The sequence below is a fragment of the Bacillus cereus genome (genome assembly GCF_002577405.1).
Taxonomy (GTDB): domain Bacteria; phylum Bacillota; class Bacilli; order Bacillales; family Bacillaceae_G; genus Bacillus_A; species Bacillus_A cereus_AU.
This window is the reverse complement of the sequence record NZ_NULR01000006.1, coordinates 290,566-315,573: the sequence shown is the minus strand read 5'-3', so window position 1 is coordinate 315,573 and position 25,008 is coordinate 290,566. Positions and strand designations below refer to the sequence as shown.

The following is a 25,008-nucleotide window of genomic DNA, read 5'->3' as shown; positions in this document are numbered from 1 at the left end:
AGTGGAAAGTTTAGTATTTGTATAACATATGATTGAGTTGGAAGAAGGTGATTATATTGAACAAGCAAGGTATTACAATTAGTTTATGTATGATAGTTCGAGATGAGGAAAAGACAATAGCCCGATGTTTGGAGGCAGTTGAAGAAATTGTTGAAGAAATTGTAATAGTTGATACAGGTTCCGTTGATCGAACGAAAGAAATTGTAGAGAAATATACTTCTAACATATATGATTTTCAGTGGATTGATGATTTTGCGGCGGCTAGAAATTTTTCTTTTTCAAAAGCGACGCAAGAATATATATTATGGCTAGATGCAGATGACGTATTAGAAGAAGGTGCTCAAGAAGCATTGAAACGATTAAAAGGGGAATTAGATTCTAATGTGGATGCTGTTTCGATGCCATATCATCTTGCAATGGATTCTAACGGGAAACCTTTATATTGCACGAGAAGAAATCGACTGATAAAGCGCGAAAAACAGTTTCAATGGTTTGGTAAAGTACATGAGTATTTAGCGGTTTTTGGTGAAACTTTTAATAGTAACATTGCTGTTACACATAAAAAAGAAAAAGATGTAACGGATCGTAATTTGAAAATTTTTCAAAATGCTGTAGCAGCTGGAGAAGAATTGGGTCCGAGAGAATTGTTTTATTATGCAAATGAATCTATGGATAATCAAAAATACGATGAAGCGGTTCCTTTATATGAAACATTTCTGAATCAAGATGAAGGGTGGTATGAAGAGAAAATTTATGCATGCGGTAAGTTAGGGGATTGTTATGCGAAGCTCGGAACGTGGGAGAAGGCAGTTGAGGCTTGTGTAAAGTCATTTCGGTACGGTGTTCCTAGAGGGGAGAATTGTACAAGAATAGGATATATATATATGGAACAGCAAAAATATAATGAAGCGATATTTTGGTTCAAATTAGCAACGGAAGTACCACTTGCAGAGGATAGCCCGTTTCATAGTCCAGCTAGTTACACATGGATTCCGTATTTGCAAATGTGTATTTGCTATAGCAAGTTAGGAGATCAAGATAAAGCGTATTATTACAATGAATTAGCTGCTTCTTATGTTCCGAATAATGCTGCAATCGAGTATAACCGCAAATATTTTCGGGGTGTTTTTGATAAACAATATAAAGTGTAAGGGGTTTCGTTTTTTAGAAATGACTTATCGCTATTCTAACTCTAATAGATTGGCTATATATTAGAGTATTAGTAATGTAATCAATGCAGCTAACAGCTTTTATCCCGCTTCAAAATTCGGCTGGAGCAAAGAAGTTAGATGGGAATCGGGCTGCCCGTAAATGCTCGATTGGTGAGGGCTAATAATCAGTGAGGGATGAACCCCCCCTACTGATTAAAGTTTCACTTTATAGAATTCATATGAGATTTATATTTCAAATTCAGTTTGCATAAGGAGCGTGTGAAATGAATCGGGAAAAAAGTTCTTTATATGAAGAAAAGTCGGAGCATTATTATAATGCAGCGAATCCAAATTTATTAAAACATATAAAAAAGGAATGGAAAGAAGTTCTTGATATTGGTTGCTCTAATGGTGCTTTAGGAGCGGCTATTAAAGAAAATGGTACACGTGTATCAGGAATTGAAGCATTTCCAGAAGCGGCGGAAAAAGCAAAAGAAAAGCTGGATCACGTTGTTCTCGGGGATATAGAGACGATGGATTTGCCTTATGAAAAGGAGCAATTTGATTGCGTCATATTTGGGGACGTATTAGAGCATTTATTTGATCCATGGGCTGTGATAGAAAAAATAAAACCATATATAAAACAAAATGGTGTGATTTTAGCTAGTATACCGAACGTTTCTCACATTTCAGTGTTAGCACCCTTACTCGCTGGAAATTGGACGTATACAGAGTACGGCCTGTTAGATAAAACACATATTCGTTTCTTTACTTTTAATGAAATGATAAGACTATTTTTTAAAGCAGGATATTCTATTAGTAAAGTAGATCGTGTATATGTTGATCATAAAATGTATGAACCACTTATTGAAGAGTTATATGGAATTTGTAAAAAATATCGTCTTGGAAGTGGCTTCATGGCTGAGACGGTTGTATTTCAATATATTATTGAAGCAGAAAAATCACAATTATGAGTGCTGCAGAAAAAACAATATTATTCGTTACATGTATAAATGATCGGAAATTGTATGCACAATGTGCGCGACATATATTGAAATTGGCAGTACCTCCCGGGTATACTATACAATTTATGCCAATTCGGAAAGCGAAAAGTATGACAAGCGGATACAATCAAGCCATTGCACATCCAGCGAAGTATAAAGTGTATTTACACCAAGATGTTTTTATTATAAATGGAGCTTTTCTATACGGATTAATTCAATTATTTGAGGAACATGAACACCTTGGGATGATTGGGATGGTTGGAGCGCAATATGTTCCTCCAACTGGTGTATGGAACGAAGGGCGTGGGATTGTCGGGAAAGTCATTGGTTATATGGATGATTTGTTTTATATGGCAAGTTTAGAGCAACCATTTCATGAATCAAAAACGTTTATTCCTGTTGAATGTATTGACGGTTTATTAATGGCGACACAATATGATATTCCGTGGCGGGAAGACTTATTTGACGGGTTTGATTTTTATGATGTATCTCAATCATTGGAATTTAAAAAAGCGGGGTATACAGTCGGTGTACCTGTACAACGCGATGCTTGGTGTATTCATTATCATTTTGATGTGAATATGACGAATTATGAAAAGTATAGAAAAGTACTTGTAGAGAACTATATGTCAGATGTGAATAAGGAAAAATAAAGGGGATACAAAATGAAAGATCATACAATATTAGTCGTTGTTTGTATAAATAATGAAGAGCTTTTCAAGCAATGTGAGAGACAAATAAGAAACATTTTTGTTCCCCCTGGCTATGCCGTTCAAATTTTTCCGATACGAGATGCAAAGAGTATGGCAAGTGCTTACAACCGGGCACTTGCATATCCGGCGAAGTACAAAGTATATATACATCAAGATACGTATCTAATTAATCGGGATATGTTTTATACCCTTATTTCCCTTTTTAAAGAAAATGAAAAGCTAGGTTTAATAGGAGTCGCTGGTGCTCAATTTTTACCGAGTAACGGGATATGGTGGGAAGGAAAAAATTTAGTAGGGAAAGTAATTGAATACAGAAGACGGAATTATCAATTATTAAATTTAGATCAGTTGTTTTACGAAAATAAATCATTTATATCAGTGCAGGCAATTGATGGTTTATTCATGGCAACGCAGTATGATATTCCGTGGCGAGAAGATTTGTTTCAAGGGTTCCACTTTTATGATGTATCACAGTCTTTAGAGTTTCAAAGGGCTGGCTATTTAATTGGTATCCCTAATCAAGCAAACTTATGGTGTATTCATTACAACGGAGATGAGTTTGATGCGGATACATATGAGAAGTACCGAACAGTGTTTGTAGAACATTATAAAGATATACTATCTCCATCATAAGGGAGAGATGCAGGGTGAAAGGGATTATTTTAGCAGGCGGAACTGGATCGAGACTATATCCAATAACGAAAGTCACGAATAAACACTTACTTCCTGTTGGACGGTATCCGATGATTTATCATGCGGTATATAAGCTGAAACAATGCGAGATTACAGATATTATGATTATTACAGGTAAAGAGCATATGGGAGATGTTGTTAGCTTTTTAGGAAGTGGCCACGAATTTGGCGTGTCTTTTACGTATCGTGTGCAAGATAAAGCTGGTGGAATTGCACAAGCATTAGGGCTTTGTGAAGAATTCGTCGGGAATGATCGTATGGTAGTTATATTAGGGGATAATATTTTTTCAGATGATATTCGTCCATATGTTGAAGAGTTTACAAAGCAAAAAGAAGGTGCGAAAGTGCTATTGCAATCTGTAGAAGATCCTGAAAGATTTGGTGTAGCACATATTCAAAACCGAAAAATAATTGAAATTGAAGAAAAGCCGAAAAAACCGAAAAGCTCTTATGCTGTTACGGGAATTTATTTGTATGACTCGAAAGTCTTTTCTTATATAAAAGAATTAAAACCTTCTGCACGGGGAGAACTTGAAATTACAGATATAAACAATTGGTATTTAAAACGAGGGGTTCTTACTTATAACGAAATGATCGGCTGGTGGACTGATGCGGGAACTCATGCTTCTCTTCAAAGGGCGAATACGTTAGCGCGAGATATAAACTTTGGGAAACAGTTTAACGGAGAATAGGTGAGAATATGAAAGTTGTAGAAACAAACTTTACCGATGCAAAATTGTTAGAACCGAGGTTGTTTGGAGATGAGCGGGGATTTTTTACAGAAAGTTATAATAAGAAGGTGCTAGAAACATTAGGGATTACGTATTCGTTTGTACAAGACAACGTATCTTATTCAGCACAGGCGGGAACAATTCGGGGACTACATTTTCAAAAAAATCCGAAAGCGCAAACGAAACTCATTCAAGTTATGCAAGGAGCAATTTATGATGTAATCGTGGACTTACGAAAAGATTCACCAACGTTTAAACAGTGGAGAGGATATATTTTAAGTGCGGATAATCATCGGCAATTATTGGTTCCAAAAGGATTTGCTCATGGGTTTTGTACGCTTGTCCCGCATACTACTGTTATGTATAAAGTAGATGAGTATTATAGTGCTAATCACGATTCAGGTTTGCTTTGGGAAGATAAAGAATTAGCGATTCCATGGCCGGTAACAAACCCTATCTTATCTGATAAGGACCGCATATTACCATTACTTCAGGAATATGAAGATAGTTTTTAAGTAGGAGAGTTGTTTATGAATATATTAGTAACAGGTGGGGCTGGATTTATCGGAAGTAATTTTGTTCATTACATGTTACAAAGATATGAAACATATAAAATCATTAATTACGATGCATTAACATATAGCGGAAATTTAAATAACGTAAAGTCTCTTCAAGATCATCCTAATTACTCTTTTGTAAAAGGGAAAATTCAAAATGGAGAGCTGCTAGAGCATGTCATAAAGGAGCGAGACGTGCAAGTGATTGTAAATTTCGCAGCTGAATCGCATGTGGACCGTAGTATTGAAAACCCAATCCCGTTTTATGATACGAATGTAATCGGGACAGTCACTTTATTAGAACTAGTGAAAAAGTATCCGCTTATTAAGCTCGTGCAGGTATCAACAGATGAAGTATACGGTTCTTTAGGGCAAACAGGAAAGTTTACCGAGGAAACCCCGTTAGCTCCAAATAGTCCATATTCTTCAAGTAAGGCGAGCTCAGATGTGATAGCTTTATCTTATTATAAAACATATCAATTACCAGTTATAGTGACTCGTTGTTCCAATAACTATGGACCGTATCAATATCCTGAAAAGTTAATTCCATTAATGGTTACGAATGCACTGGAAGGAAAAATGCTGCCGTTATATGGTGATGGATTAAATGTAAGAGACTGGTTACATGTAACGGATCATTGTAGTGCGATTGACATTGTTTTGCATAAGGGACGTGTAGGAGAAGTATATAACATAGGTGGAAATAATGAAAAAACAAATGTAGAAGTTGTGGAACAAATTATTACTCTCTTAGGAAAAACAAAAAAAGATATTGAATACGTTACAGACCGTTTAGGACATGACCGCCGTTATGCGATCGATGCAGAGAAAATGAAGAACGAATTTGATTGGGAACCAAAGTATACATTTGAACAAGGATTACAAGAAACGGTGCAATGGTATGAAAAGAATAAGGAATGGTGGAAACCACTAAAAGAAAAGTAAGGGGCATGTAAATGAAAGAGCGGGTTATCATAACGGGAGCGAATGGTCAATTAGGAAAGCAACTAGTAGAGGAGTTGAATTCTGGAGAATATGACATATATCCATTTGATAAAAAATTACTAGATGTCACAAATATGCCCCGAATTCAGCAAGTGGTACAAGAGATAAGACCACATATAATCATTCATTGTGCAGCCTATACAAAAGTAGATCATGCAGAGAAAGAACAGGATCTTGCGTATGGAATAAATGCGATAGGAGCTCGAAATATAGCAGTTGCTTCACAATTAGTAGGGGCGAAGTTAGTTTATATTAGCACCGATTATGTATTTCAAGGTGACAGACCAGATGGCTATCATGAGTTTCATAATCCATCGCCGATAAATATATATGGGGCTTCAAAGTTTGCTGGAGAGCAGTTCGTCAAAGAGTTACATAATAAATATTTTATCGTTCGCACATCGTGGCTGTATGGTAAATATGGAAGTAATTTTGTGAAAACGATGATGCGGTTAGGGAAAGAAAAAGATGAAATATCCGTTGTAGCGGATCAAGTTGGCTCTCCTACGTACGTGGCAGATTTAAATATGATGATTAATAAGCTCATTCGTACTTCTTTATATGGTACGTATCACGTATCCAACAGGGGATCGTGCTCTTGGTTCGAATTTGCCAAAAAAATATTTTCGTATGCAAATATGAAAGTGGATGTATTACCTGTTTCAACTGAAGAATTCGGGGCTGCGGCTGCGAGACCGAAATATTCTATCTTTCAACATAACATGCTACGATTAAATGGTTTTTTACAAATGCCTTCTTGGGAAGAAGGATTAGAGCGGTTTTTTATAGAAACAAAAAGTCATTAACAAATTTACGTTAATGACTTTTTTGTTTGCCTTTAAGCGGTTTTATGGTACTATAATTATAAGTATCAGGTACTAATAACAAGTATAAGTATTTCTGGGAGGATATATCATGGAACTATTACAAGGGAAAACATTTGTTGTTATGGGCGTTGCGAACCAAAGAAGTATTGCGTGGGGAATTGCTCGCTCTTTGCATAATGCAGGTGCAAAATTAATATTCACATATGCAGGAGAACGTTTAGAAAGAAATGTTCGTGAATTAGCGGATACATTAGAAGGGCAAGAATCACTTGTATTACCTTGTGATGTAACGAATGATGAAGAACTTACAGCTTGCTTTGAAACAATTAAACAAGAAGTTGGTACAATTCACGGTGTTGCACACTGTATTGCTTTTGCAAATCGTGATGATTTAAAAGGTGAATTTGTAGATACTTCTCGTGATGGATTTTTACTTGCACAAAACATTAGTGCATTCTCTTTAACAGCTGTAGCAAGAGAAGCGAAGAAAGTAATGACAGAGGGCGGAAATATTTTAACTTTAACATACCTTGGCGGCGAGCGCGTTGTGAAAAACTATAACGTTATGGGTGTTGCGAAAGCTTCATTAGAAGCAAGCGTGAAATATTTAGCAAACGATTTAGGTCAACACGGCATTCGTGTGAACGCTATTTCTGCAGGACCAATTCGTACGTTATCTGCGAAAGGTGTAGGCGATTTCAACTCAATCTTAAGAGAAATCGAGGAGCGTGCTCCACTTCGTCGTACAACAACGCCAGAAGAAGTTGGGGATACAGCAGTATTCCTATTCAGTGACTTAGCGCGCGGCGTAACAGGAGAAAACATTCACGTTGATTCAGGATATCATATTTTAGGATAAATATTGATTATAGTTTTTAAAGGGCAGTCTCTAAACATTGAGGTTGCCCTTTTTTATTGTTCTCAGAAAGAACGATTTTACGAAAGTTCTTGCCGCGTGATGAATATAACTATAATAGTACACGATTTATTCAGCTACGTATGGAAGTGGGAGGGACGAGTGTGAAGAATAAAAATAAAAGTTCAACAGTTGGAAAACCGTTGTTATATATCACGCAAGTAAATTTAGAACTTGCTGCACCGAAAATAAAAAGAATTATTCTTACAAACTTTGAAAATGAGGATCGAAAAGAACAAAGCAATAGAAATGAAAATATTGTAAGCAGTGCTGCGGAAGAGGTACTAGAACAAAAACAACAAGAAGAGCAGCAAGTAGAAGCAAAAATAGAAGAAGAGGAACAAGAAGAGCAGGAGCAAGTTAGAACGATCCCGTACAATAAATCATTTAAGGATATGAATAATGACGAAAAAATTCATTTTTTATTAAACCGCCCTCATTACATTCCGAAAGTAAGATGCAGAATAAAGACAGCGACGGTCTCATACATTGGATCGATTATATCGTACCGTAATGGCATTGTGTCTATTATGCCGCCAAATAGTATGCGAGATATTAGGTTATCTATAGAAGACATCAAATCGATTGATATGGCCGGTTTATAAATATGTAAAGGTGGTAGAGAAATTCTACCACCCTAATAGTTTTTTAGTTTACTTAACTTATTAGATAGAAACGTCGCGTAAGCACTGAATCGCACAGAAACAGCTTAAATCAACAGTAATGCAAGTAGCAGTCGATTTTAATTTAGCATTTGGTACATTTAAAAACGTACAAATCGGATCGTCACCTTGTGGAACAGAGGAACCATTACCTAATACTACCGCTAATACACGTAGTACAGCACAGCTATCGTCATCTACGCTCTCAACGCGGAAAATCGGGGAAGTACAGTGTTTAAGATCTCCTATTGGTGCAAATGCTTCAAAAGGCGTTCCAGCTTTTGTGTATAAAATAAAAGGGCGTGTATTTGCTACTGCAGCACTATTGTGTGCTCCTAAAAATGGGATTTCACAACCAGATCCACACGTTGTTGTAGAACAATCTTGTAATTCATTGATGAATTTTACAACGTCAACTACACAATGAGAAGAGCCATGGTGTTTATTTTCGTTACAACTCATTAATGTCACTCCTTATCTTCTTGTTTGTATTTACATTAATAAGATATTGGAGTCGGGGAGATTTGGTCACAATCTCAAGACCTTTTTTTTTAAATAGGCGAAAGAAGATAAGGGAAGGTGGGATCATGCTGTTTACAAGTTGGCTTTTATTTTTTATTTTCGCACTGGCAGCTTTTAGGTTAACTCGTCTCATTGTTTATGATAAAATTACAGCCTTTGTACGAAGACCGTTTATTGATGAGTTAGAGATTACGGAGCCGGATGGAAGTGTATCAACTTTTACAAAAATAAAAGGTAAAGGATTAAGAAAGTGGATTGGCGAATTATTAAGCTGTTATTGGTGTACAGGTGTTTGGGTTAGTGCTTTTTTATTAGTTTTATATAATTGGATTCCTATCGTTGCAGAGCCGTTACTGGCATTATTAGCTATTGCAGGTGCAGCAGCGATTATTGAAACGATTACAGGATATTTTATGGGAGAATAATATATTTGTTATAATACCGAGAAAAAGCGGAGTTTAAAAGAATGAGGGAACGAAAATAAGAAGTTGTTCATATAGTGAATAGACAGAATTGACAGTAGAGGAGATGTTTGCTGTGAGCAATAATCCAAGGCGAAATTCATATGACCTGCAGCAATGGTATAACATACAGCAACAGCACCAAGCGCAACAACAGGCATATCAAGAACAATTAGAGCAACAAGGATTTGTGAAGAAAAAGGGATGTAATTGCGGGAAAAAGAAGAACATAATAAAACAATATGAAGAATGAAACACTCATGTTACTGTGAGTGTTTTTTATTATAAAAATAAAATGGATTTACTCAAAAGGGTATGCTACTCCAAAACGTCAGAATAAAAGGAGTGTCACATAGTCAGAAATTTGACTTATGAGACACTCCTTTTTACTAACCGATTTGTACAACTGTTAATGCTGCAGCGCGAACATCTACACTACCGAATAATTCGACTGGTACAATTTGAATTAAGTTGCCAGGGTTTAAGTTAATAAGGATAACACCGCTGGAGATATCTACTTCACCAGTTCCAATAACGTTAGAGCGGACCGCAGTACCAGAGCCTGGAATAATGTTGTGTGGTGTATCTAATGATAAGAAGAAACGACCAGCTTCAGGGACTGCATTGGAATTATCAAGGCTTATTGATAATGTATAACTGATTTGATAAATACCAATTTGTTGAATTTTAATACCATCTCCGACACTTACTGTATCATTTACTACTGGAACAGTAATATTTGGATTTGGACTTACGCTAGGTAATAGTAGTGGTGTGAATAGTGAAGCAAATTGAGGTGCAGATGCATTGAAAGCAAAACCGAAGGCCGGTAATGTGCTAGCTGGTTTCGCTTCGCAATCGATGTTAGTAAATTCGCAATCAGAAGAGAACATGTTTTTCACTCCTTTATCTGTTTCTACTTTCAGTTAATGAAAAGGACAGGTTCAATGTTCTAGACAAGTTCCTAATTTTACGAAAAATACATAATAATACCTTTTAAGCATGGATTGGGTGGCANNTGCCACCCAATCCATGCTTACATTAGTATTTAGTTTTATATAGAAACATCGCGTAAGCATTGAATAGCGCAGAAGCAACTTAAATCAACAGTTAGACAAGCAGGGGTCGATTTTAATTTGGCATTTGGTACATTTAAAAACGTACAAATCGGATCGTCACCTGGTGGAACAGGGGAACCATTACCTAATACTACAGCTAATACTCGTAGCACAGCGCAGTCATCATCATCTATACTCTCAACACGGAAAATGGGGGAAGTACAATGCTTAAGATCTCCTACTGGTGCAAATGCTTCAAAAGGTGTTCCAGCTTTTGTGTATAAAATAAAAGGACGTGTATTCGCTACTGATGCACTATTATGTGCTCCTAAAAACGGAACTTCGCAACCAGATCCACATGTTGTGGTTGCGCATTCTTGTAATTCATGTATGAAACGAACGACATTAGATACACAATTAAAATCAAAATCATGTTGATTGTCTTCATTACAATTGCAGCTCATTATGTTCACTCCTTATCGTGAGTTCTGACATACACTATTACAATATGAGTAGGATATGGTCGATATTACGTTAATTCTCATGATAAAAATAGGGAATTTATATAGAAGGGATGTACATAACGTGATATGGAAAAAAGACATCCTTATTTAGTGGATGTCTTTTCAGGCAAATCTTTTCGCATAGTATATAAAAAACGTGAAATATCTAGTTTCTTTCCTCTGAAAAATTGCGGAGAGGAAATGTAAAGTTCTTCTTTTGCACGTGTAATTGCGACGTAGAGTAAGCGTCGTTCTTCTTCTAATGCTTCAGAAGTCTCAGTTACACGGTCATTCGCGTCTTTTAAAGAAGATGTATGCGGCAGTATGCCATCGCTTGCACCAAGTAAAAAGACGCATGGAAATTCAAGGCCTTTTGCGTTATGGATCGACATAAGCGATACAGCATCTTTTTGAGGCATTGTTTTTAATGCTTCCATTTCTTTTTGCCCTTGAATTGTTTCATTAATAAATTCTAAGTAAGCGGAAATATCCGTAAATCGAGTCGCGGATTCCATTAATTCTTCTAGCATTTCTTCTTGTATGTCCTTATGCATCGTAAAGGAAGAACGATCGTTACTTTGTAAGTACTCTAAATATTTTCCTTTACCATGAATAATTTCTTTTAATGCTTTTTTCGGCTCTAGCTCTTTTATAAATTTAATAAAATCGATACGTTCATTTACTTTTTTCACTTGAAAAGGTTTCAAGCTTGGATTTAGTAATAAGAAATGAAGAAGAGAAGGGAAGCGTCCTTCACCATACTTCCATTGCTCACGTTCAATAAATGAAATACAATCATCACGGCCAATATACATCGTTGGCAATATATTAGAAAGTGATTCTAGGCGAAACGGTTCAAGCACGAGTCGTAAATGATCTAATACAGGTTTAATTAAAGAATGCTCGTAAAATGATTGACTCGCACCATGTTTGATAAATGGGATTTTATGAATTGTAAGCTGGTCAAGTAACGAGCGGCTTACAGAATGTGTGCGATATAGTAAACAAAAATCTTTATAGTTTCGCTCACCACTATCTACCTTTTCTTGAATGAGCTGCAAAATTTGATTCGCTTCATCAAGAGTCGTAGCTGGTCGTGCATAAAATGGCTGTACACCTTCCTCACGAACAGAATATAGCTCTTTATCAAAACGTTCTTGATTTAGTTTGATAACTTCATTTCCAAGTCCGACGATAAATGGATTGGATCGATAATTCGTATTAAGCGCAATAATCGTAGTGTTATCAAATTCTTTTGGAAAAGATAAAATAATTTGGTGACTTGCTCCTCGCCAGCCATATATCGCTTGATCATCATCACCTGCGATAAATAAATTATTTCTTGGAGAGGCTAACAATTTTACAATTTCATATTGTGCATACGATGTATCTTGGAACTCATCTACTTCAATATAGTGGAAACGTTGTTGCAATTGAGTAAGCAAAGGAGCATTATTTTCTAACATATAATACGTTTCTAATAAGATATCATCGAAATCGATGTAATTATATCGCTGTTTTACCTCTTCAAAACGTTCGTATACTTCTTTGAATTCTTGTTCAACTGGTGTTTTCGCTTTTACATCTTTCGGACGATTCAATTTGTTTTTCTCAAGCGAAATCATAGCGAGCATCGTTTCCGCATCATAACCATCTTTTAAACGTAATTCTTTTAAAATTTTCTTTATCATAATTTGTTTATGTTTTTCATTTGCTAAAATTTGCTGATTATATCCTTGGCTACGAAGCAATTTTAAAAAGACAGAGTGGAATGTACCAGCGACAACATAGCTACTTGCAGCATGGTTCATACCAGGTAAGTTCGCTACGCGAGTTCGAATTTCTTCAGCTGCTTTTTGTGTAAACGTTAGTAGTAAAATATTTCGTGGATGAACTTGTTTTACATTCACTAAATAACCTACGCGAGTTGTTAAAACAGATGTTTTCCCGCTTCCGGCACCAGCTAATGTAAGGACAGGACCTTCTGTCGTTCGCACTGCTTCTAACTGTTTTTCGTTTAAATAAACATTTTGCTGTTCAAGAGCACGAAAATACGCCGCATCTGCATCTTCTTCCATAATTAAATGAGTAGATGTTTTCGGAATATGATATGTCGCACGCGGAATGTCAGCGTATGTTAACGATTTTTGTGAAAATTTTTCTTGTGTCATATATTCACCTTCAAAACTATAGCATCAACATTTAACTTTAGCGGAAGAAAAAGAAAATAGCAATGTAAAAAACAGGAGGGGTTACCTCCTGTTTTCAAATTATAATTCTTTTATCATAACGACATGAGGAATATTTGCCTCCATAAATACATCAGAATTCGTTACGTATCCAAGTTTTGTATAGAAATCTTCAGCATGTGTTTGGGCATGAAGTTTCAATTTTGGTAGCGAGTTTTCCTTCGCATACGCCTCAAGTGCATCCATAACAATTTTTCCAATGCCTTTTTTGCGATGGGAACTTAGTACGCAAATGCGTTCCATTTTTCCTATCCCATCAACGATGCGAAAGCGGCCAGCACCAACTGGAGCATCATGATCATATATAACAACATGTGTAGAAGTTTCTTCAAACTCATCATACTCTTCTTCAGCAGAAACACGTTGCTCGTTCACAAATACTTGCTTACGTACAGAGAATGCATCTCTTAGTTGTTCTTCCGTTTGTACGATTTGTGCGTGCAAATTAGTTGTTCCCCTTTCCAAGGTGGAATGTTTCGTATACAGTCCAAGTTCCGTTTTCTAATTGATATAGAAGGTGGAAACGATCGATTGGTTGCTCATAATAGAAATCTTTCATACGTAATCGACCTAATACATCAGCGTGCTCTGCATCTGATAAGCTTTGAGCGATTGTTAAATGAGGTACGAAAGAGTACTCGCGTTCTTGTGTGAAGAATCCATTATGCATTTCTTCATTTAAGAAAGTAAGTTCAGGCGTTTTTTCTACTTTAAAATATAGAACATTATTAACAGGTGCGAATGAACCAACTTTTCCAACATGAAGGGTGAAAGGGTTCGTTCTGCTTGCGATTGTATGTAACTCTTGTACAATCGATTCTAATTGCTCATCTTGCGTCTCAAAGGGTGTTTTCAATGTAATATGTGGCGGAACTAATGCGTAATGTGGATCATAACGTTTACGCAATCCGTTCGCTTTATCTTGAATCATTTTAGATGGAAAAATTACAATGCCTAATTTCATGTTCCAATTCCTCCCTTTGTAAGTCTAGTTAGATTTTGAGAATAAATCTCTTTATCTATTATATCAAATTATTCTGAATACTGCTCTCTATTATTTCATTGATAGAATATGAGAAAATGCTTTCGGTAAATCTGCTTGCCAATATTTCCAAGTATGATTCCCTTCAAATTCCTCGTAATGCGTGATGAAATTTCTATCTGTAAGAAGAGCGTTCAAATTATGATTCGGTTCTACGAAATCAGATACTTGTCCGTCTGTACGCTTTACAGCTGTTTCTTCTGTTCCAATGACGTGATAAAGTTCTAACGCCTGTGGATCTTTGAATTCTTTTGCTAAGTTCATCACTGTTTCATCCACAAATGGTGATTGCATCACAACTTTACCGAATGTATGCGGATACATAAGCGCAGTCATAAAGGAAACTGTTCCGCCAAGAGAATCCCCAATTAAAACACGGCCTTTCCCCATTTGATACGTTGGATAATTTTCATCGATATATGGTGCAAGTTCATGAGCAAGGAAACGAATATACGCAGCATTTTTTACTTCATTTGGGAAATATTTTTCTTTACGGTCGTGTACGTTTTTATATGGAATACCGACAATAATTGTACGGTCAATTTCTTCAGTTTCACGAAGGCTTTCGATTACACGGTGTGCTTTACCAAGCTGAAAATAGTCTCTACCATCTTGTGCAATTACAACTGTATGTTTGTGCAATGGCGTGTAATTTACTGGTAAATAAACGAGAAGCGTAACTTCTTCTTGAAGTGATGTACTAAAAAATGAAATTTCTTCAATTCTCCCTATTGTTTGGTTCATGTAGATCCCCCTAAATAAAATTTACTGTAATGATTGTAAGAGCGACGCTTGTAGTGAAAAGAAATATTCACTAATGGGTGCCTTAATTTCTATTTTACCATAATGGTACGAAGAATCTAAAAAATTAGTATTTAAGTTATGAAAGAAAACGGATATAATGAAGTGGGATTTTTTACAGGTGAGAGGGGAGACAGGATTTGAAACAAGAAAAATCAATCGCACTACCATTAGCTATTTCCATTATAGCCATTTCATTCGCAGCAGTTTTTGTAAAGATGTCCTCAGCACCATCTTCAATATTAAGTATGTATCGATTATGGATTATCGTACTTATTATGCTGCCTATCGTTTGGAAAAAACGGGAAGAGTTTAGTAAGATTCAAATAAAAGACTGGGGATTTTTAATTGGATCTGGTTTCTTTTTAGCGCTACATTTTCTTTTATGGTTTGAATCTTTAAAGCATACGACAGTTGCGAGTTCAACGATTATTTTAGCACTCCAACCAATCGTATCTTTAGTTGGAGGGTTTTTCTTATTTAAAGAAAGAACAACATACTCAGCCATTGCGACAATGGGAATTGCGATACTAGGTGTAATGTGTATTGGGTGGGGAGATTTAGGACTAAGTGAACAAGCAATTTATGGAGACATATTATCCTTTTTAAGTGTGATAGCAGTTGTCGGTTATTTATTTATCGGGCAAACAACAGTAAAGAAAGTATCACACTGGATTTATAGCTTTACAGTCTTTGCATTCGCAGGTATTTTCATGGGAATTTATAATGTTATATTGAAAGTGCCTTTTACAGGCTATACGAAGTGGGATTGGACCGTTTTTCTTTTACTTGCGGTCGTACCTACAGTGTCACATGTAATTAATAACTGGCTGTTGAATTATGTGAATGCAACAACGATTTCAATGAGTATTTTAGGGGAACCAGTTGGGGCATCTATACTAGCGTTCTTCTTACTTGGAGAAAAATTAAATGCAATGCAAATTATCGGCAGTATTCTCGTATTGTTGGGTGTATCTGTATTCTTACTACAGCAACAAAAGCGAACAGCGAAACATGTGGTAAACAAGCCGGTGTATACGCAGGAATTATGACGAGTTGCTAGGAAATAAAATGATATAAGAGTTGAACAGAGAAGTAGTTAGCGACTTCTCTTTTTTGTTTTATACCAAAATAAAAGAGAAAGGAAGGATTCATTGAATTAAATTAAAAGGGGGAGTGTAATGGAATTTTCATCAAAAAAAGATGCATGGTTATATCCAATCTTTTTTATTGTTGTAGGCGCCTGTTTTGCACCAATATTTGCAGGGAGAGAATATTTTCTTTTATTTTTCACAATTCCGTTCGCAATATTATTTATTTGGAGTTGGTTTACAACGAAATATACTGTCGGGGAAGAAACAATTACTATTAGATCAGGTCTCGTTAAAAAACGCATATTTATACGAGATATAAAAAGAATTTCGAACACGAAAAATCTAATAGCAGCTCATGCACTATCATTTGATCGACTTGAAATTGTTTACGGGTCATATGAAACAGAGATTATTTCTCCTAAAGATAAGGAGCGATTTATCCATCTTGTAAAGAGTAAAAACTCAAATATTGAAACAAAGTAAAAGAGTGGCTAAGGAAGCCACTCTTTTACTTTGGATTTATCATATAAGATTGTACATGAACGATACATAAATCACGGAATTTTCCTTCAGCGGTAGTCACAATTACTACGGCTCTTCCAGCGCTTTTTCCTGTAATCGTTACCGACTCACCTTTCGGATAGATGGTAATGATATCGGAATTCATATTTGTCCATATAAGCTCTTGATTTGTTGCCTGTATTGGCAAAACGGAAGCTGATAAATCGGCGCTTTGTCCGGTTTTTATTTTAAGCTTATTTTTTTGTATATGAACACCAATAACTGAAATAACAGAAGGAGCAATGGAAATTGTAGGTTTAGGCTGTATGTGTAAACAAGAAGTAGAAGCGTTTGTAATAGGTGAAAATTTTCGTGTTTGTTGTTGCTGGAAAGATGCTAACATATTGGAGTCCCCTTTCTGTATAAGTGCTGATACTAACACTATAAAGGAGTAGTGTTATGCTAAATTTAACGAAACATAAAGAATTTGTTAAATTCGCGAAGAAGATTGTCGAACTTTGATTAAAAAAGCTCTGCTGTTATCGTAACAGCAGAGCTTTCTTTTTATAGATTATGACGATGTTGTTTTTCGAAATCTTCAAATTGTTCTTCAACTTCTTTTGAAGGTTGTGTTAGTAAACTAACAATTATGATCACTAGTAAACTAATAGCGAAACCAGGAATCATTTCATATAAGAAGTCTTTTAAGAATTTAAACTGTGTCCATATAATAACAGTCGCGGCACCAGAAATCATACCAGCAAGCGCGCCCCATTTTGTCATACGTTTCCAATATAGACTTAATAAAATAGCAGGTCCGAATGAGGAACCAAATCCAGCCCAAGCATATCCAACAAGAGCTAAAATCGTATCATTTTGTTTAAACGCTAATGCACACCCAATTAGTGCAATCCCAAGTACAGCCATACGACCGACAAATACAAGCTCTTTATCAGAAGCAGATCGCTTAAAGAATGTACGATATAAATCTTCAGTTACCGCGCTTGAAGTAACGAGCAACTGAGATGAGATTGTACTCATAATAGCCGCTAAAATAGCTGCTAATAAAAATCCAGTAATAAGTGGATGGAATAAAATTTTTCCAAGTTCAAGGAAAATTGTCTCTGGGTTAGATAATGTCAACCCTTGTTGTGAATAGTAAGCAATACCGATAAGACCAGTAAACATAGCTCCGACAACAGAGAAAATCATCCAGCTCATACCAATTCTTCGTGCGCTTTTAATTTCTTTTACAGACGAAATCGCCATAAAGCGTACAATAATATGAGGTTGTCCAACATAACCAAGGCCCCATGCGAATAAAGAAATAATTCCTAAAGTAGAGGCACCTTTAAAAATATCTAAACGTGTTGGATCTACAGATCGAATTGTATCAAACGCAGGTCCAAGTCCGTTCGAATTCATAATTGTTACGATAGGAACAAGAATAAGAGCGACTACCATAATGATTCCTTGCACGAAGTCTGTCCAACTTACTGCTAAGAAACCACCAAATAATGTGTAAGCTACGACAACTGCTGCGACAATGAATAATCCGACATGATAATTCATGCCAAATGAATTTTCAAATAATACAGCGCCTGAAACTAGTCCTGAAGCTACATAGAAAGTAAAGAAAATCATAATAACAAGTCCAGATACTAAGCGTAGCATGTGAGATTTGTCGTGGAAACGGTGTTCCAAAAATTCTGGAATAGTAATAGAGTTATTAGCAATTTCAGAGTAGGTACGTAAGCGAGGAGCAACATAAAGCCAGTTTGCGTATGCGCCTAGTGTTAGGCCGATCGCAATCCAACTACTACTTAATCCAACGCTAAACATTGCACCGGGTAATCCCATTAAAAGCCAACCACTCATATCTGATGCTCCAGCACTTAATGCTGTTACTGCGGGGCCTAGTGTACGCCCGCCAAGCATATAATCTGTTAAGTTGGACGTTCGTTTGTAGGCGAAATAGCCGATTACTAACATCCCCAGCATGTAAATAGAGATAGAAGTTAAAGTTAACATCTGCGTACTCATGTAGTTCCCCTTCCGTTTGTCATGTCTTTTGATGCGTTATGCATATTTATAATCTATCATGATTATTCAGAAAAATCCATGCTGAAATATGAATTTTCTGAAATGTAAGCGTTTTTTGATAATGGTTTATTTTTTCGATATATAAATATAAGACAAAAAACCTTAATTTTAATAGAGTATTTATTATATTTACATAAAAACAGGTTGTTTTGTCAATATAATATCTAATGAAGAAAAAATATTTTTTTCTAAAAAATCATTGACTTTTTAGAAACGAGAGGAATATAATGAGTGCAACTTAAAAAAATGCAAGCGTTGATGAAGAAGAGTACACATGATGAACATGTCAGAGAGCTGATGGTTGGTGCGAATCAGTATGGGATTGATGTGGAATGGGCTTCGGAGCTTCCAAACCGAAACGAAAGAAGTAGGCTTTGGCGACATGATCTCATCGATACAAGAGACACGTATTGTTTTTGATACGGCAAAGTGCGTTACGTTTGTAACGAATTAAGGTGGCACCACGGGAGTACCCGTCCTTTTTATAGGATGAGTACTCCCTTTTTGTATACAAAAAATTAAATAAATGAAATCGTTTAAGTAAGAAGAGTACGTATATTTGGAGACGTTACAGAGAGCCGGGGACAGGTGGGAGCCCGGTGCGGTGCCATATACGGAATGGGCTTACGAGAGGTATGCTGAACAATTATTTCAGTAGGCAACCCGGGTTCCGCCGTTACAAGGATAAGGTATATATTTTGTACCTGAATAAAGCGGGATGCTTTTGCGTCCAACATGAGGTGGTACCACGGTAAATTTATCGTCCTCTACATATTTTCGATATGTAGGGGACTTTTTTATTTTTCAGGGCGAGGTGAAGGACATGATGACGAAAGAAGAATTTATGAAGCAAAAAGAACAAGGAAAAACATTTTTAGTAATCGCTGAAGAAGAAGGAGATAGCATTACGCCAATTTCTTTATATAGACGTATGAAAGGGAATAAGAAATTTTTATTAGAAAGCTCACAGCTTCATCAAGATAAAGGGCGCTATTCTTACTTAGGGTGTAATCCTTATGGAGAAGTAAAAAGCGTTGGTATAGAAGTAGAACGAACGATGTACGGCCGAACAGAAAAGTTGCAAAGCAACGTACTGCAAGTATTAGAAGGTGTAATCGCACCAACGGAAGTAGACAGTCCATTCCCGTTTTGCGGAGGAGCAGTTGGTTATATTGGCTATGATGTCATTCGGCAATATGAAAACATTGGAGCAGATTTACACGATCCATTAAATATTCCAGAAGTACACCTTTTACTATATCGTGAGTTTATCGTTTACGATCATTTACGCCAAAAGTTGTCGTTTGTATATGTATGCAGGGAAGAGGATGCAGCTTCTTATGAAGAAGTATACGAAAGATTACAAGTATGCAAAGAGGAAGTACTAAAGGGAGAAGAAGCGGAAGTAAATGAAATACGATCAATGTTATCATTCACGTCTTCCATAACAGAAAAAGAGTTTTGTGAGATGGTAGAAACGGCGAAAGAATACATTCGAGCTGGGGACATCTTCCAAGTTGTATTATCTCAACGTTTGCAAAGTGAATGTAAAGGAGACCCATTCGCCCTTTACCGGAAACTTCGAATTGCGAATCCATCACCATATATGTTCTATATCGATTTTCAAGATTATGTTGTACTTGGTTCTTCGCCGGAAAGTTTGTTATCAGTAAGAGAGGATAAAGTGATGACAAATCCAATTGCTGGTACGAGACCGAGGGGGAAAACGAAGAGGGAAGATGAGGAAATCGAAAAAGAACTGTTAGGAAATGAGAAAGAGAGAGCAGAGCATATGATGCTTGTAGATCTTGGGCGGAACGATATTGGCAGAGTAAGTGAAATCGGCTCAGTTACAATAGACAAATATATGAAAGTAGAAAAATATTCTCACGTTATGCACATTGTATCTGAAGTTTACGGAACATTGCGAAAACTGATGAGTGGTTTTGATGCATTGGCGTATTGCCTGCCAGCTGGCACAGTATCAGGAGCTCCGAAAATTAGAGCGATGGAAATTATAAATGAACTAGAGAAAGAAAAAAGGAATGTATACGCAGGTGCAGTTGGATACGTTAGTTTTTCAGGTAATCTTGATATGGCGCTCGCAATTCGAACGATGGTTGTAAAAGATGAAAAAGCGTACGTTCAGGCAGGAGCAGGCATCGTGTATGATTCAGATCCAGTAGCTGAATATGAAGAAACATTAAATAAAGCGAGAGCGCTTTTGGAGGTAATGAAATGATTGTACTTATCGATAATTACGATTCATTCACATATAACTTGTATCAACTATTAGGCGAATATGAAGAGGAAATTGTCGTCGTAAGAAATGATCAAATAACAATAGAACAATTAGAAGCGATGAATCCAAAAGGAATTGTGCTTTCACCAGGACCAGGGAAACCAGAAGATGCTGGTATTTGTATCGAGGTCATTCGTCATTTTTATAAGAACGTTCCCATGTTAGGTATTTGCCTTGGCCATCAGGCAATCATATCTGCATTTGGAGGAGAAATTGTGAGAGCGGAGTGCATTAAACACGGAAAAACATCACGTGTGAAACATAACGGGACATCAATCTTTTCGTACGTGACGCAACCATTAAAAGCAATGCGCTATCATTCTCTTGTTGCAGCGCAAACTAGCTTGCCAGAGTGTTTTGACGTACTGGCCACGGCGATGGACGACGGAGAAATTATGGCAGTTCGTCACAACTATTATCCGCTCTTCGGATTACAGTTTCATCCGGAATCAATCGCAACAGAAGAAGGCGGAAAGTTAATACGTGCCTTTTTAGCAGAAATGAAAGAGGAGGAAAGAGTATGAATAACTATCTTCGTAAATTAGTGGAGGGACAACATTTAACAGAAGAGGAAATGTATAAAGCTGGACTACTTTTATTAAGTGAAAACCTATTAGAAAGTGAAATTGCAGCTTTCCTAGTATTGCTGAAAGCGAAAGGCGAAACAGCAGAGGAAATATACGGCCTTGTTCGTGCTCTTCGCGAAAAGGCATTACCGTTTTCAAACCATATAAAAGGCGCGATGGACAATTGCGGAACGGGTGGTGACGGTGCGCAAACATTCAATATTAGTACAACATCGGCATTCGTACTGGCAGGAGCAGGTGTAAAGGTTGCGAAACATGGTAATCGTGCTGTTTCTAGTAAGACTGGAAGCGCTGATTTATTAGAAGAACTTGGTGTAAACATTAGCAGTACGCCAAGAGAAATTGATTATTTATTAGAACATGTTGGGATCGCCTTTTTATTCGCACCAGCGATGCATCCAGCATTAAGGCGCATTATGAAAATAAGAAAAGAATTAAACGTTCCGACGATCTTTAACTTAATTGGACCATTAACAAATCCAGTTCATTTAGAAACACAATTTGTCGGTATTTATAAACGAGATATGTTATTACCAGTTGCGCAAGTATTACAAAAGCTAGGACGGAAACAAGCGATTGTCGTAAACGGAAGTGGCTTTTTAGATGAAGCATCACTGCAAGGAGAAAATCATGTCGCCCTTTTAAAGGATGATGAAATAGTAGAAATGAGTATTGATCCGGAAAAGTATGGTTTTTCAAGAGTGAAAAATGAAGAAATTAGAGGCGGGAATTCAAAGGAAAACGCAAAGATTACAATCGGCGTATTGAGCGGAGAAAAGGGAGTATACCGCGATACCGTTTTATTAAATGCAGGGCTTGCTCTTTTCGCAAACGGAAAAGCAGAAACGATTGAAGAAGGAGTTAAACTAGCAACGCATAGCATTGACTCTGGAAAAGCATTAGCAAAATTAAATTTATTAATTACAGCAAGCAACGAAAAATTAGAAAGGGTGAATTAAAGTGGGGACGATTTTAGACAAAATTGTAGAGCAGAAGAAAGTAGAAGTTGCGGAGTTATATGAAACGTATACACCATTAAAAGAAAGTAGAAAGACACATTCACTCGTAGAAGCGTTGCAGCAGTTCACTGTCATTGCAGAAGTAAAGCGAGCATCACCATCAAAAGGAGATATCAATTTACACGTTGATGTACGAAAGCAAGTAAAAACATATGAAGAATGCGGTGCTGGAGCAGTTTCGGTGTTAACAGACGGTCAATTTTTTAAAGGATCGTTTCATGATTTACAAACGGCAAGAGAAGAAAGTAACATTCCGCTTTTATGCAAAGATTTTATAATCGATAAGATTCAAATTGATAGAGCATATGAAGCAGGAGCAGATATTATTTTATTAATCGTTGCAGCATTGTCAAAAGAGAAGCTAAAAGAGCTATATAGTTACGTACTAGAAAAAGGATTAGAAGCAATTGTTGAAGTGCATGATGAACGAGAATTAGAAATTGCAATCGAATTAAATCCGCACGTTATCGGTATAAATAACCGTAATTTAAAAACGTTTGAAGTAGATTTAAAACAAACTGAAAAGCTCGGAAAACGATTGAATGAGGAAAACCTACTTTGGATTAGTGAAAGTGGCATTCATTCAAAAGAAGATATTATCCGCGTCAAACGAGCCGGAGCAAAAGGCGTATTAGTCGGAGAAGCGCTTATGACATCATCTTCTATCAGTACCTTTTTTGAAGACTGTAAGGTGAACATATGAAAGTGAAAATTTGTGGCATTACTGATATGGAAACAGCAAAACGTACTTGCGAATACGGAGCAGATGCAATCGGATTTGTTTTTGCAGAAAGTAAGCGAAAAATCGTCCCAGAGCTAGCTAAAGAAATCATTCAGGAGCTTCCAGCAAACGTGTTAAAAGTCGGTGTTTTCGTAAATGAATCAGTAGAAGTGATACAGAAAATTGCAGATGAGTGCGGGTTAACACATGTGCAACTACATGGGGATGAAGACAATCATCAAATTAGAAAATTGAATATTCCGTCTATAAAAGGGGTAGGAGTAGCTGTAGAGAAAGATATTGAACATGCGAAAAAATACGAAACAGATTATCTATTATTCGATAGCCCAAAAGAAAAGTTCCATGGAGGAAATGGAAAGACATTCTCATGGGAATTACTCGCACATATGCCAAAAGAGTTGCGAAAGAAAACGATATTAGCTGGTGGATTAAACATCCTTAATATAGAAGAAGCCATTCGAACTGTTCAGCCTTATATGGTTGATGTGAGCAGCGGAATAGAGACAGAAGGAAAGAAAGATTTGGAGAAAATAAAACAATTTATTAAAAAAGCGAAGGAGTGTTCCAAATGAACTACACATATCCAGATGAAAAAGGACATTACGGTATATACGGAGGACGATATGTTCCAGAAACGTTAATGCAATCTGTATTAGAACTAGAAGAAGCATATAAAGAAGCGATGCAAGATGAAGCGTTTCAAAAGGAATTAACTCATTATTTAAAAACGTACGTCGGAAGAGAAACGCCGCTTTATTTTGCTGAAAATATGACGAAGTATTGCGGCGGAGCAAAGATTTATTTAAAACGTGAAGATTTGAACCATACAGGAGCTCATAAAATTAACAATACGATTGGTCAGGCACTTCTTGCAGTACGAATGGGCAAGAAAAAAGTTGTCGCTGAAACAGGAGCAGGACAACACGGAGTGGCAACAGCTACTGTATGTGCCCTTCTTGGATTAGAATGCGTCATCTTTATGGGAGAAGAAGATGTGAGACGTCAAAAATTAAATGTGTTCCGAATGGAATTACTCGGAGCGAAAGTAGAAAGTGTAGCGGCAGGTAGCGGCACATTAAAAGATGCGGTGAACGAGGCGCTTCGTTACTGGGTTTCACACGTGCATGATACGCACTACATTATGGGATCTGTTCTCGGACCACACCCATTTCCGCAAATGGTTCGTGATTTCCAAAGTGTAATTGGGAAAGAAACGAAAAAACAATATGAAGCGTTAGAAGGAAGACTACCAGAAGCAGTCGTTGCTTGTATTGGCGGTGGTAGTAACGCGATGGGAATGTTTTACCCGTTCGTACACGATGAAGAAGTAGCTCTTTACGGCGTAGAAGCAGCTGGAAAAGGCGTTCATACAGAAAAACATGCAGCGACTTTAACGAAAGGAAGTGTCGGTGTTTTACACGGATCGATGATGTATCTTCTGCAAAATGAAGAAGGACAAATTCAAGAAGCACACTCTATTTCAGCAGGACTTGATTACCCTGGTGTTGGACCAGAACATAGTTTATTAAAAGATATTGGGCGCGTTTCTTACCATTCCATTACAGATGAGGAAGCGTTAGAGGCATTTCAATTATTAACGAAAAAAGAAGGGATTATTCCGGCGCTAGAAAGTTCACATGCTGTCGCGTACGCTTTAAAATTAGCACCGCAAATGAAGCAAGACGAAGGACTTGTTATTTGTTTATCTGGCCGTGGTGATAAAGATGTAGAGAGCATAAAACGTTATATGGAAGAGGTGTAAACA

Annotated in this window: 29 protein-coding genes and 2 other annotated features; of the genes, 20 read left to right on the top strand and 9 right to left on the bottom strand. The window is 36.8% G+C overall.

What is annotated here, in order from left to right:
* Positions 1-53 precede the first annotated feature (53 nt).
* The 10 genes from COC96_RS10035 (at position 54) to COC96_RS09990 (ending at position 8,202) form a co-directional block, all read left to right on the top strand.
* Positions 54-1,151, top strand: a complete 1,098-nt coding sequence (locus COC96_RS10035) for a glycosyltransferase (RefSeq protein WP_098768748.1) — start codon at positions 54-56, stop codon at positions 1,149-1,151.
* Between the two features lie 284 nt (positions 1,152-1,435).
* Positions 1,436-2,125, top strand: coding sequence for a class I SAM-dependent methyltransferase (locus COC96_RS10030; protein WP_098768718.1), 690 nt, complete (start codon positions 1,436-1,438; stop codon positions 2,123-2,125).
* Entirely contained in the window at positions 2,122-2,808 is a 687-nt protein-coding gene (locus COC96_RS10025; protein ID WP_098269048.1) for a glycosyltransferase family protein, read from the top strand. Before COC96_RS10030 ends, COC96_RS10025 begins: the two co-directional genes overlap by 4 nt.
* Positions 2,809-2,820: 12 nt before the next feature.
* Positions 2,821-3,501 (top strand): glycosyltransferase family protein, encoded by a 681-nt coding sequence (locus COC96_RS10020; protein WP_098269049.1) that lies wholly within the window; start codon positions 2,821-2,823, stop codon positions 3,499-3,501.
* 14 nt (positions 3,502-3,515) lie between these two features.
* Positions 3,516-4,253 (top strand): sugar phosphate nucleotidyltransferase, encoded by a 738-nt coding sequence (locus tag COC96_RS10015; protein WP_098269050.1) that lies wholly within the window; start codon positions 3,516-3,518, stop codon positions 4,251-4,253.
* A gap of 8 nt (positions 4,254-4,261) precedes the next feature.
* Positions 4,262-4,807, top strand: coding sequence for a dTDP-4-dehydrorhamnose 3,5-epimerase (gene rfbC / locus COC96_RS10010; RefSeq protein WP_098768717.1), 546 nt, complete (start codon positions 4,262-4,264; stop codon positions 4,805-4,807).
* Between the two features lie 15 nt (positions 4,808-4,822).
* Positions 4,823-5,794, top strand: a complete 972-nt coding sequence (gene rfbB / locus COC96_RS10005; protein ID WP_098269052.1) for a dTDP-glucose 4,6-dehydratase — start codon at positions 4,823-4,825, stop codon at positions 5,792-5,794.
* A gap of 11 nt (positions 5,795-5,805) precedes the next feature.
* A complete protein-coding gene (gene rfbD, locus COC96_RS10000) occupies positions 5,806-6,660 on the top strand; it encodes a dTDP-4-dehydrorhamnose reductase (RefSeq protein WP_098269053.1) in 855 nt (284 codons plus the stop codon).
* A gap of 109 nt (positions 6,661-6,769) precedes the next feature.
* Positions 6,770-7,540: an enoyl-ACP reductase FabI gene (gene fabI, locus COC96_RS09995; protein WP_000421885.1), complete on the top strand. Its 771-nt coding sequence runs from the start codon at positions 6,770-6,772 to the stop codon at positions 7,538-7,540.
* Positions 7,541-7,680: 140 nt separating this feature from the next.
* Positions 7,681-8,202, top strand: a complete 522-nt coding sequence (locus tag COC96_RS09990) for a spore coat CotO family protein (RefSeq protein WP_098269167.1) — start codon at positions 7,681-7,683, stop codon at positions 8,200-8,202.
* A 60-nt stretch (positions 8,203-8,262) separates the two neighbouring features.
* On the opposite strand, the gene COC96_RS09985 is transcribed toward COC96_RS09990, so the two are convergent.
* A complete protein-coding gene (locus COC96_RS09985) occupies positions 8,263-8,721 on the bottom strand; it encodes a CotY/CotZ family spore coat protein (protein ID WP_098269054.1) in 459 nt (152 codons plus the stop codon).
* Positions 8,722-8,846: 125 nt separating this feature from the next.
* On the opposite strand from COC96_RS09985, the gene COC96_RS09980 reads away from it, so the two are divergent.
* Together COC96_RS09980 and COC96_RS09975 are read left to right on the top strand one after the other, a co-directional pair.
* Positions 8,847-9,206, top strand: coding sequence for a DUF1360 domain-containing protein (locus COC96_RS09980; RefSeq protein ID WP_098269055.1), 360 nt, complete (start codon positions 8,847-8,849; stop codon positions 9,204-9,206).
* A gap of 103 nt (positions 9,207-9,309) precedes the next feature.
* Positions 9,310-9,495, top strand: coding sequence for a cytochrome C oxidase subunit III (locus COC96_RS09975; protein ID WP_098768716.1), 186 nt, complete (start codon positions 9,310-9,312; stop codon positions 9,493-9,495).
* Between the two features lie 136 nt (positions 9,496-9,631).
* Here COC96_RS09975 and exsF read toward each other — a convergent pair whose 3' ends face one another.
* The 6 genes from exsF to COC96_RS09945 all read right to left on the bottom strand — a co-directional run bounded on the left by exsF (position 9,632) and on the right by COC96_RS09945 (position 14,838).
* Positions 9,632-10,135: an exosporium protein ExsF gene (gene exsF / locus COC96_RS09970; RefSeq protein WP_098768715.1), complete on the bottom strand. Its 504-nt coding sequence runs from the start codon at positions 10,133-10,135 to the stop codon at positions 9,632-9,634.
* Between the two features lie 161 nt (positions 10,136-10,296).
* Positions 10,297-10,764 (bottom strand): CotY/CotZ family spore coat protein, encoded by a 468-nt coding sequence (locus COC96_RS09965; protein WP_098768714.1) that lies wholly within the window; start codon positions 10,762-10,764, stop codon positions 10,297-10,299.
* Between the two features lie 143 nt (positions 10,765-10,907).
* A complete protein-coding gene (locus COC96_RS09960) occupies positions 10,908-12,974 on the bottom strand; it encodes an ATP-dependent helicase (RefSeq protein ID WP_098269059.1) in 2,067 nt (688 codons plus the stop codon).
* A 99-nt stretch (positions 12,975-13,073) separates the two neighbouring features.
* Positions 13,074-13,496: a GNAT family N-acetyltransferase gene (locus COC96_RS09955; RefSeq protein ID WP_097903866.1), complete on the bottom strand. Its 423-nt coding sequence runs from the start codon at positions 13,494-13,496 to the stop codon at positions 13,074-13,076.
* A gap of 1 nt (position 13,497) precedes the next feature.
* On the bottom strand, positions 13,498-14,016 hold the full coding sequence (locus COC96_RS09950) for a YjcG family protein (protein ID WP_098269060.1): 519 nt from the start codon (positions 14,014-14,016) through the stop codon (positions 13,498-13,500).
* Between the two features lie 90 nt (positions 14,017-14,106).
* Positions 14,107-14,838, bottom strand: coding sequence for an alpha/beta hydrolase (locus COC96_RS09945; RefSeq protein WP_098768713.1), 732 nt, complete (start codon positions 14,836-14,838; stop codon positions 14,107-14,109).
* A gap of 197 nt (positions 14,839-15,035) precedes the next feature.
* Between COC96_RS09945 and COC96_RS09940 the strand changes: the two genes are divergently transcribed.
* Together COC96_RS09940 and COC96_RS09935 are read left to right on the top strand one after the other, a co-directional pair.
* Positions 15,036-15,947 carry a DMT family transporter gene (locus tag COC96_RS09940; protein WP_098269062.1) on the top strand — a complete coding sequence of 304 codons (912 nt, stop codon included), beginning with the start codon at positions 15,036-15,038 and terminating at the stop codon, positions 15,945-15,947.
* A gap of 129 nt (positions 15,948-16,076) precedes the next feature.
* Positions 16,077-16,472, top strand: coding sequence for a PH domain-containing protein (locus tag COC96_RS09935; RefSeq protein ID WP_098269063.1), 396 nt, complete (start codon positions 16,077-16,079; stop codon positions 16,470-16,472).
* A gap of 25 nt (positions 16,473-16,497) precedes the next feature.
* On the opposite strand, the gene COC96_RS09930 is transcribed toward COC96_RS09935, so the two are convergent.
* Both COC96_RS09930 and putP read right to left on the bottom strand, forming a co-directional pair.
* Entirely contained in the window at positions 16,498-16,893 is a 396-nt protein-coding gene (locus COC96_RS09930; protein WP_098269064.1) for an Ig-like domain-containing protein, read from the bottom strand.
* Between the two features lie 161 nt (positions 16,894-17,054).
* Positions 17,055-18,533, bottom strand: a complete 1,479-nt coding sequence (gene putP, locus COC96_RS09925) for a sodium/proline symporter PutP (RefSeq protein WP_098768712.1) — start codon at positions 18,531-18,533, stop codon at positions 17,055-17,057.
* A gap of 306 nt (positions 18,534-18,839) precedes the next feature.
* Positions 18,840-19,077 (top strand) — a binding site (T-box leader).
* Between the two features lie 42 nt (positions 19,078-19,119).
* Positions 19,120-19,364, top strand: a binding site (T-box leader).
* A gap of 52 nt (positions 19,365-19,416) precedes the next feature.
* Between putP and trpE the strand changes: the two genes are divergently transcribed.
* Genes trpE through trpB form a run of 6 tightly spaced genes read left to right on the top strand, consistent with a single transcriptional unit; the run spans position 19,417 to position 25,005 of the window.
* The gene (gene trpE / locus COC96_RS09915) at positions 19,417-20,835 is read left to right on the top strand and encodes an anthranilate synthase component I (protein WP_142339984.1); all 1,419 of its coding nucleotides are present in this window, start codon (positions 19,417-19,419) and stop codon (positions 20,833-20,835) included.
* On the top strand, positions 20,832-21,419 hold the full coding sequence (locus COC96_RS09910; protein WP_098768710.1) for an aminodeoxychorismate/anthranilate synthase component II: 588 nt from the start codon (positions 20,832-20,834) through the stop codon (positions 21,417-21,419). The genes trpE and COC96_RS09910 overlap by 4 nt, the downstream gene beginning before the upstream one ends.
* Positions 21,416-22,441, top strand: a complete 1,026-nt coding sequence (trpD, locus tag COC96_RS09905; protein WP_098269068.1) for an anthranilate phosphoribosyltransferase — start codon at positions 21,416-21,418, stop codon at positions 22,439-22,441. The genes COC96_RS09910 and trpD overlap by 4 nt, the downstream gene beginning before the upstream one ends.
* Position 22,442: 1 nt before the next feature.
* Positions 22,443-23,204, top strand: a complete 762-nt coding sequence (gene trpC, locus COC96_RS09900; protein ID WP_098768709.1) for an indole-3-glycerol phosphate synthase TrpC — start codon at positions 22,443-22,445, stop codon at positions 23,202-23,204.
* Positions 23,201-23,815: a phosphoribosylanthranilate isomerase gene (locus COC96_RS09895; protein ID WP_098269070.1), complete on the top strand. Its 615-nt coding sequence runs from the start codon at positions 23,201-23,203 to the stop codon at positions 23,813-23,815. Before trpC ends, COC96_RS09895 begins: the two co-directional genes overlap by 4 nt.
* Positions 23,812-25,005, top strand: coding sequence for a tryptophan synthase subunit beta (gene trpB, locus COC96_RS09890; RefSeq protein WP_098768708.1), 1,194 nt, complete (start codon positions 23,812-23,814; stop codon positions 25,003-25,005). Before COC96_RS09895 ends, trpB begins: the two co-directional genes overlap by 4 nt.
* Positions 25,006-25,008 lie beyond the last annotated feature (3 nt).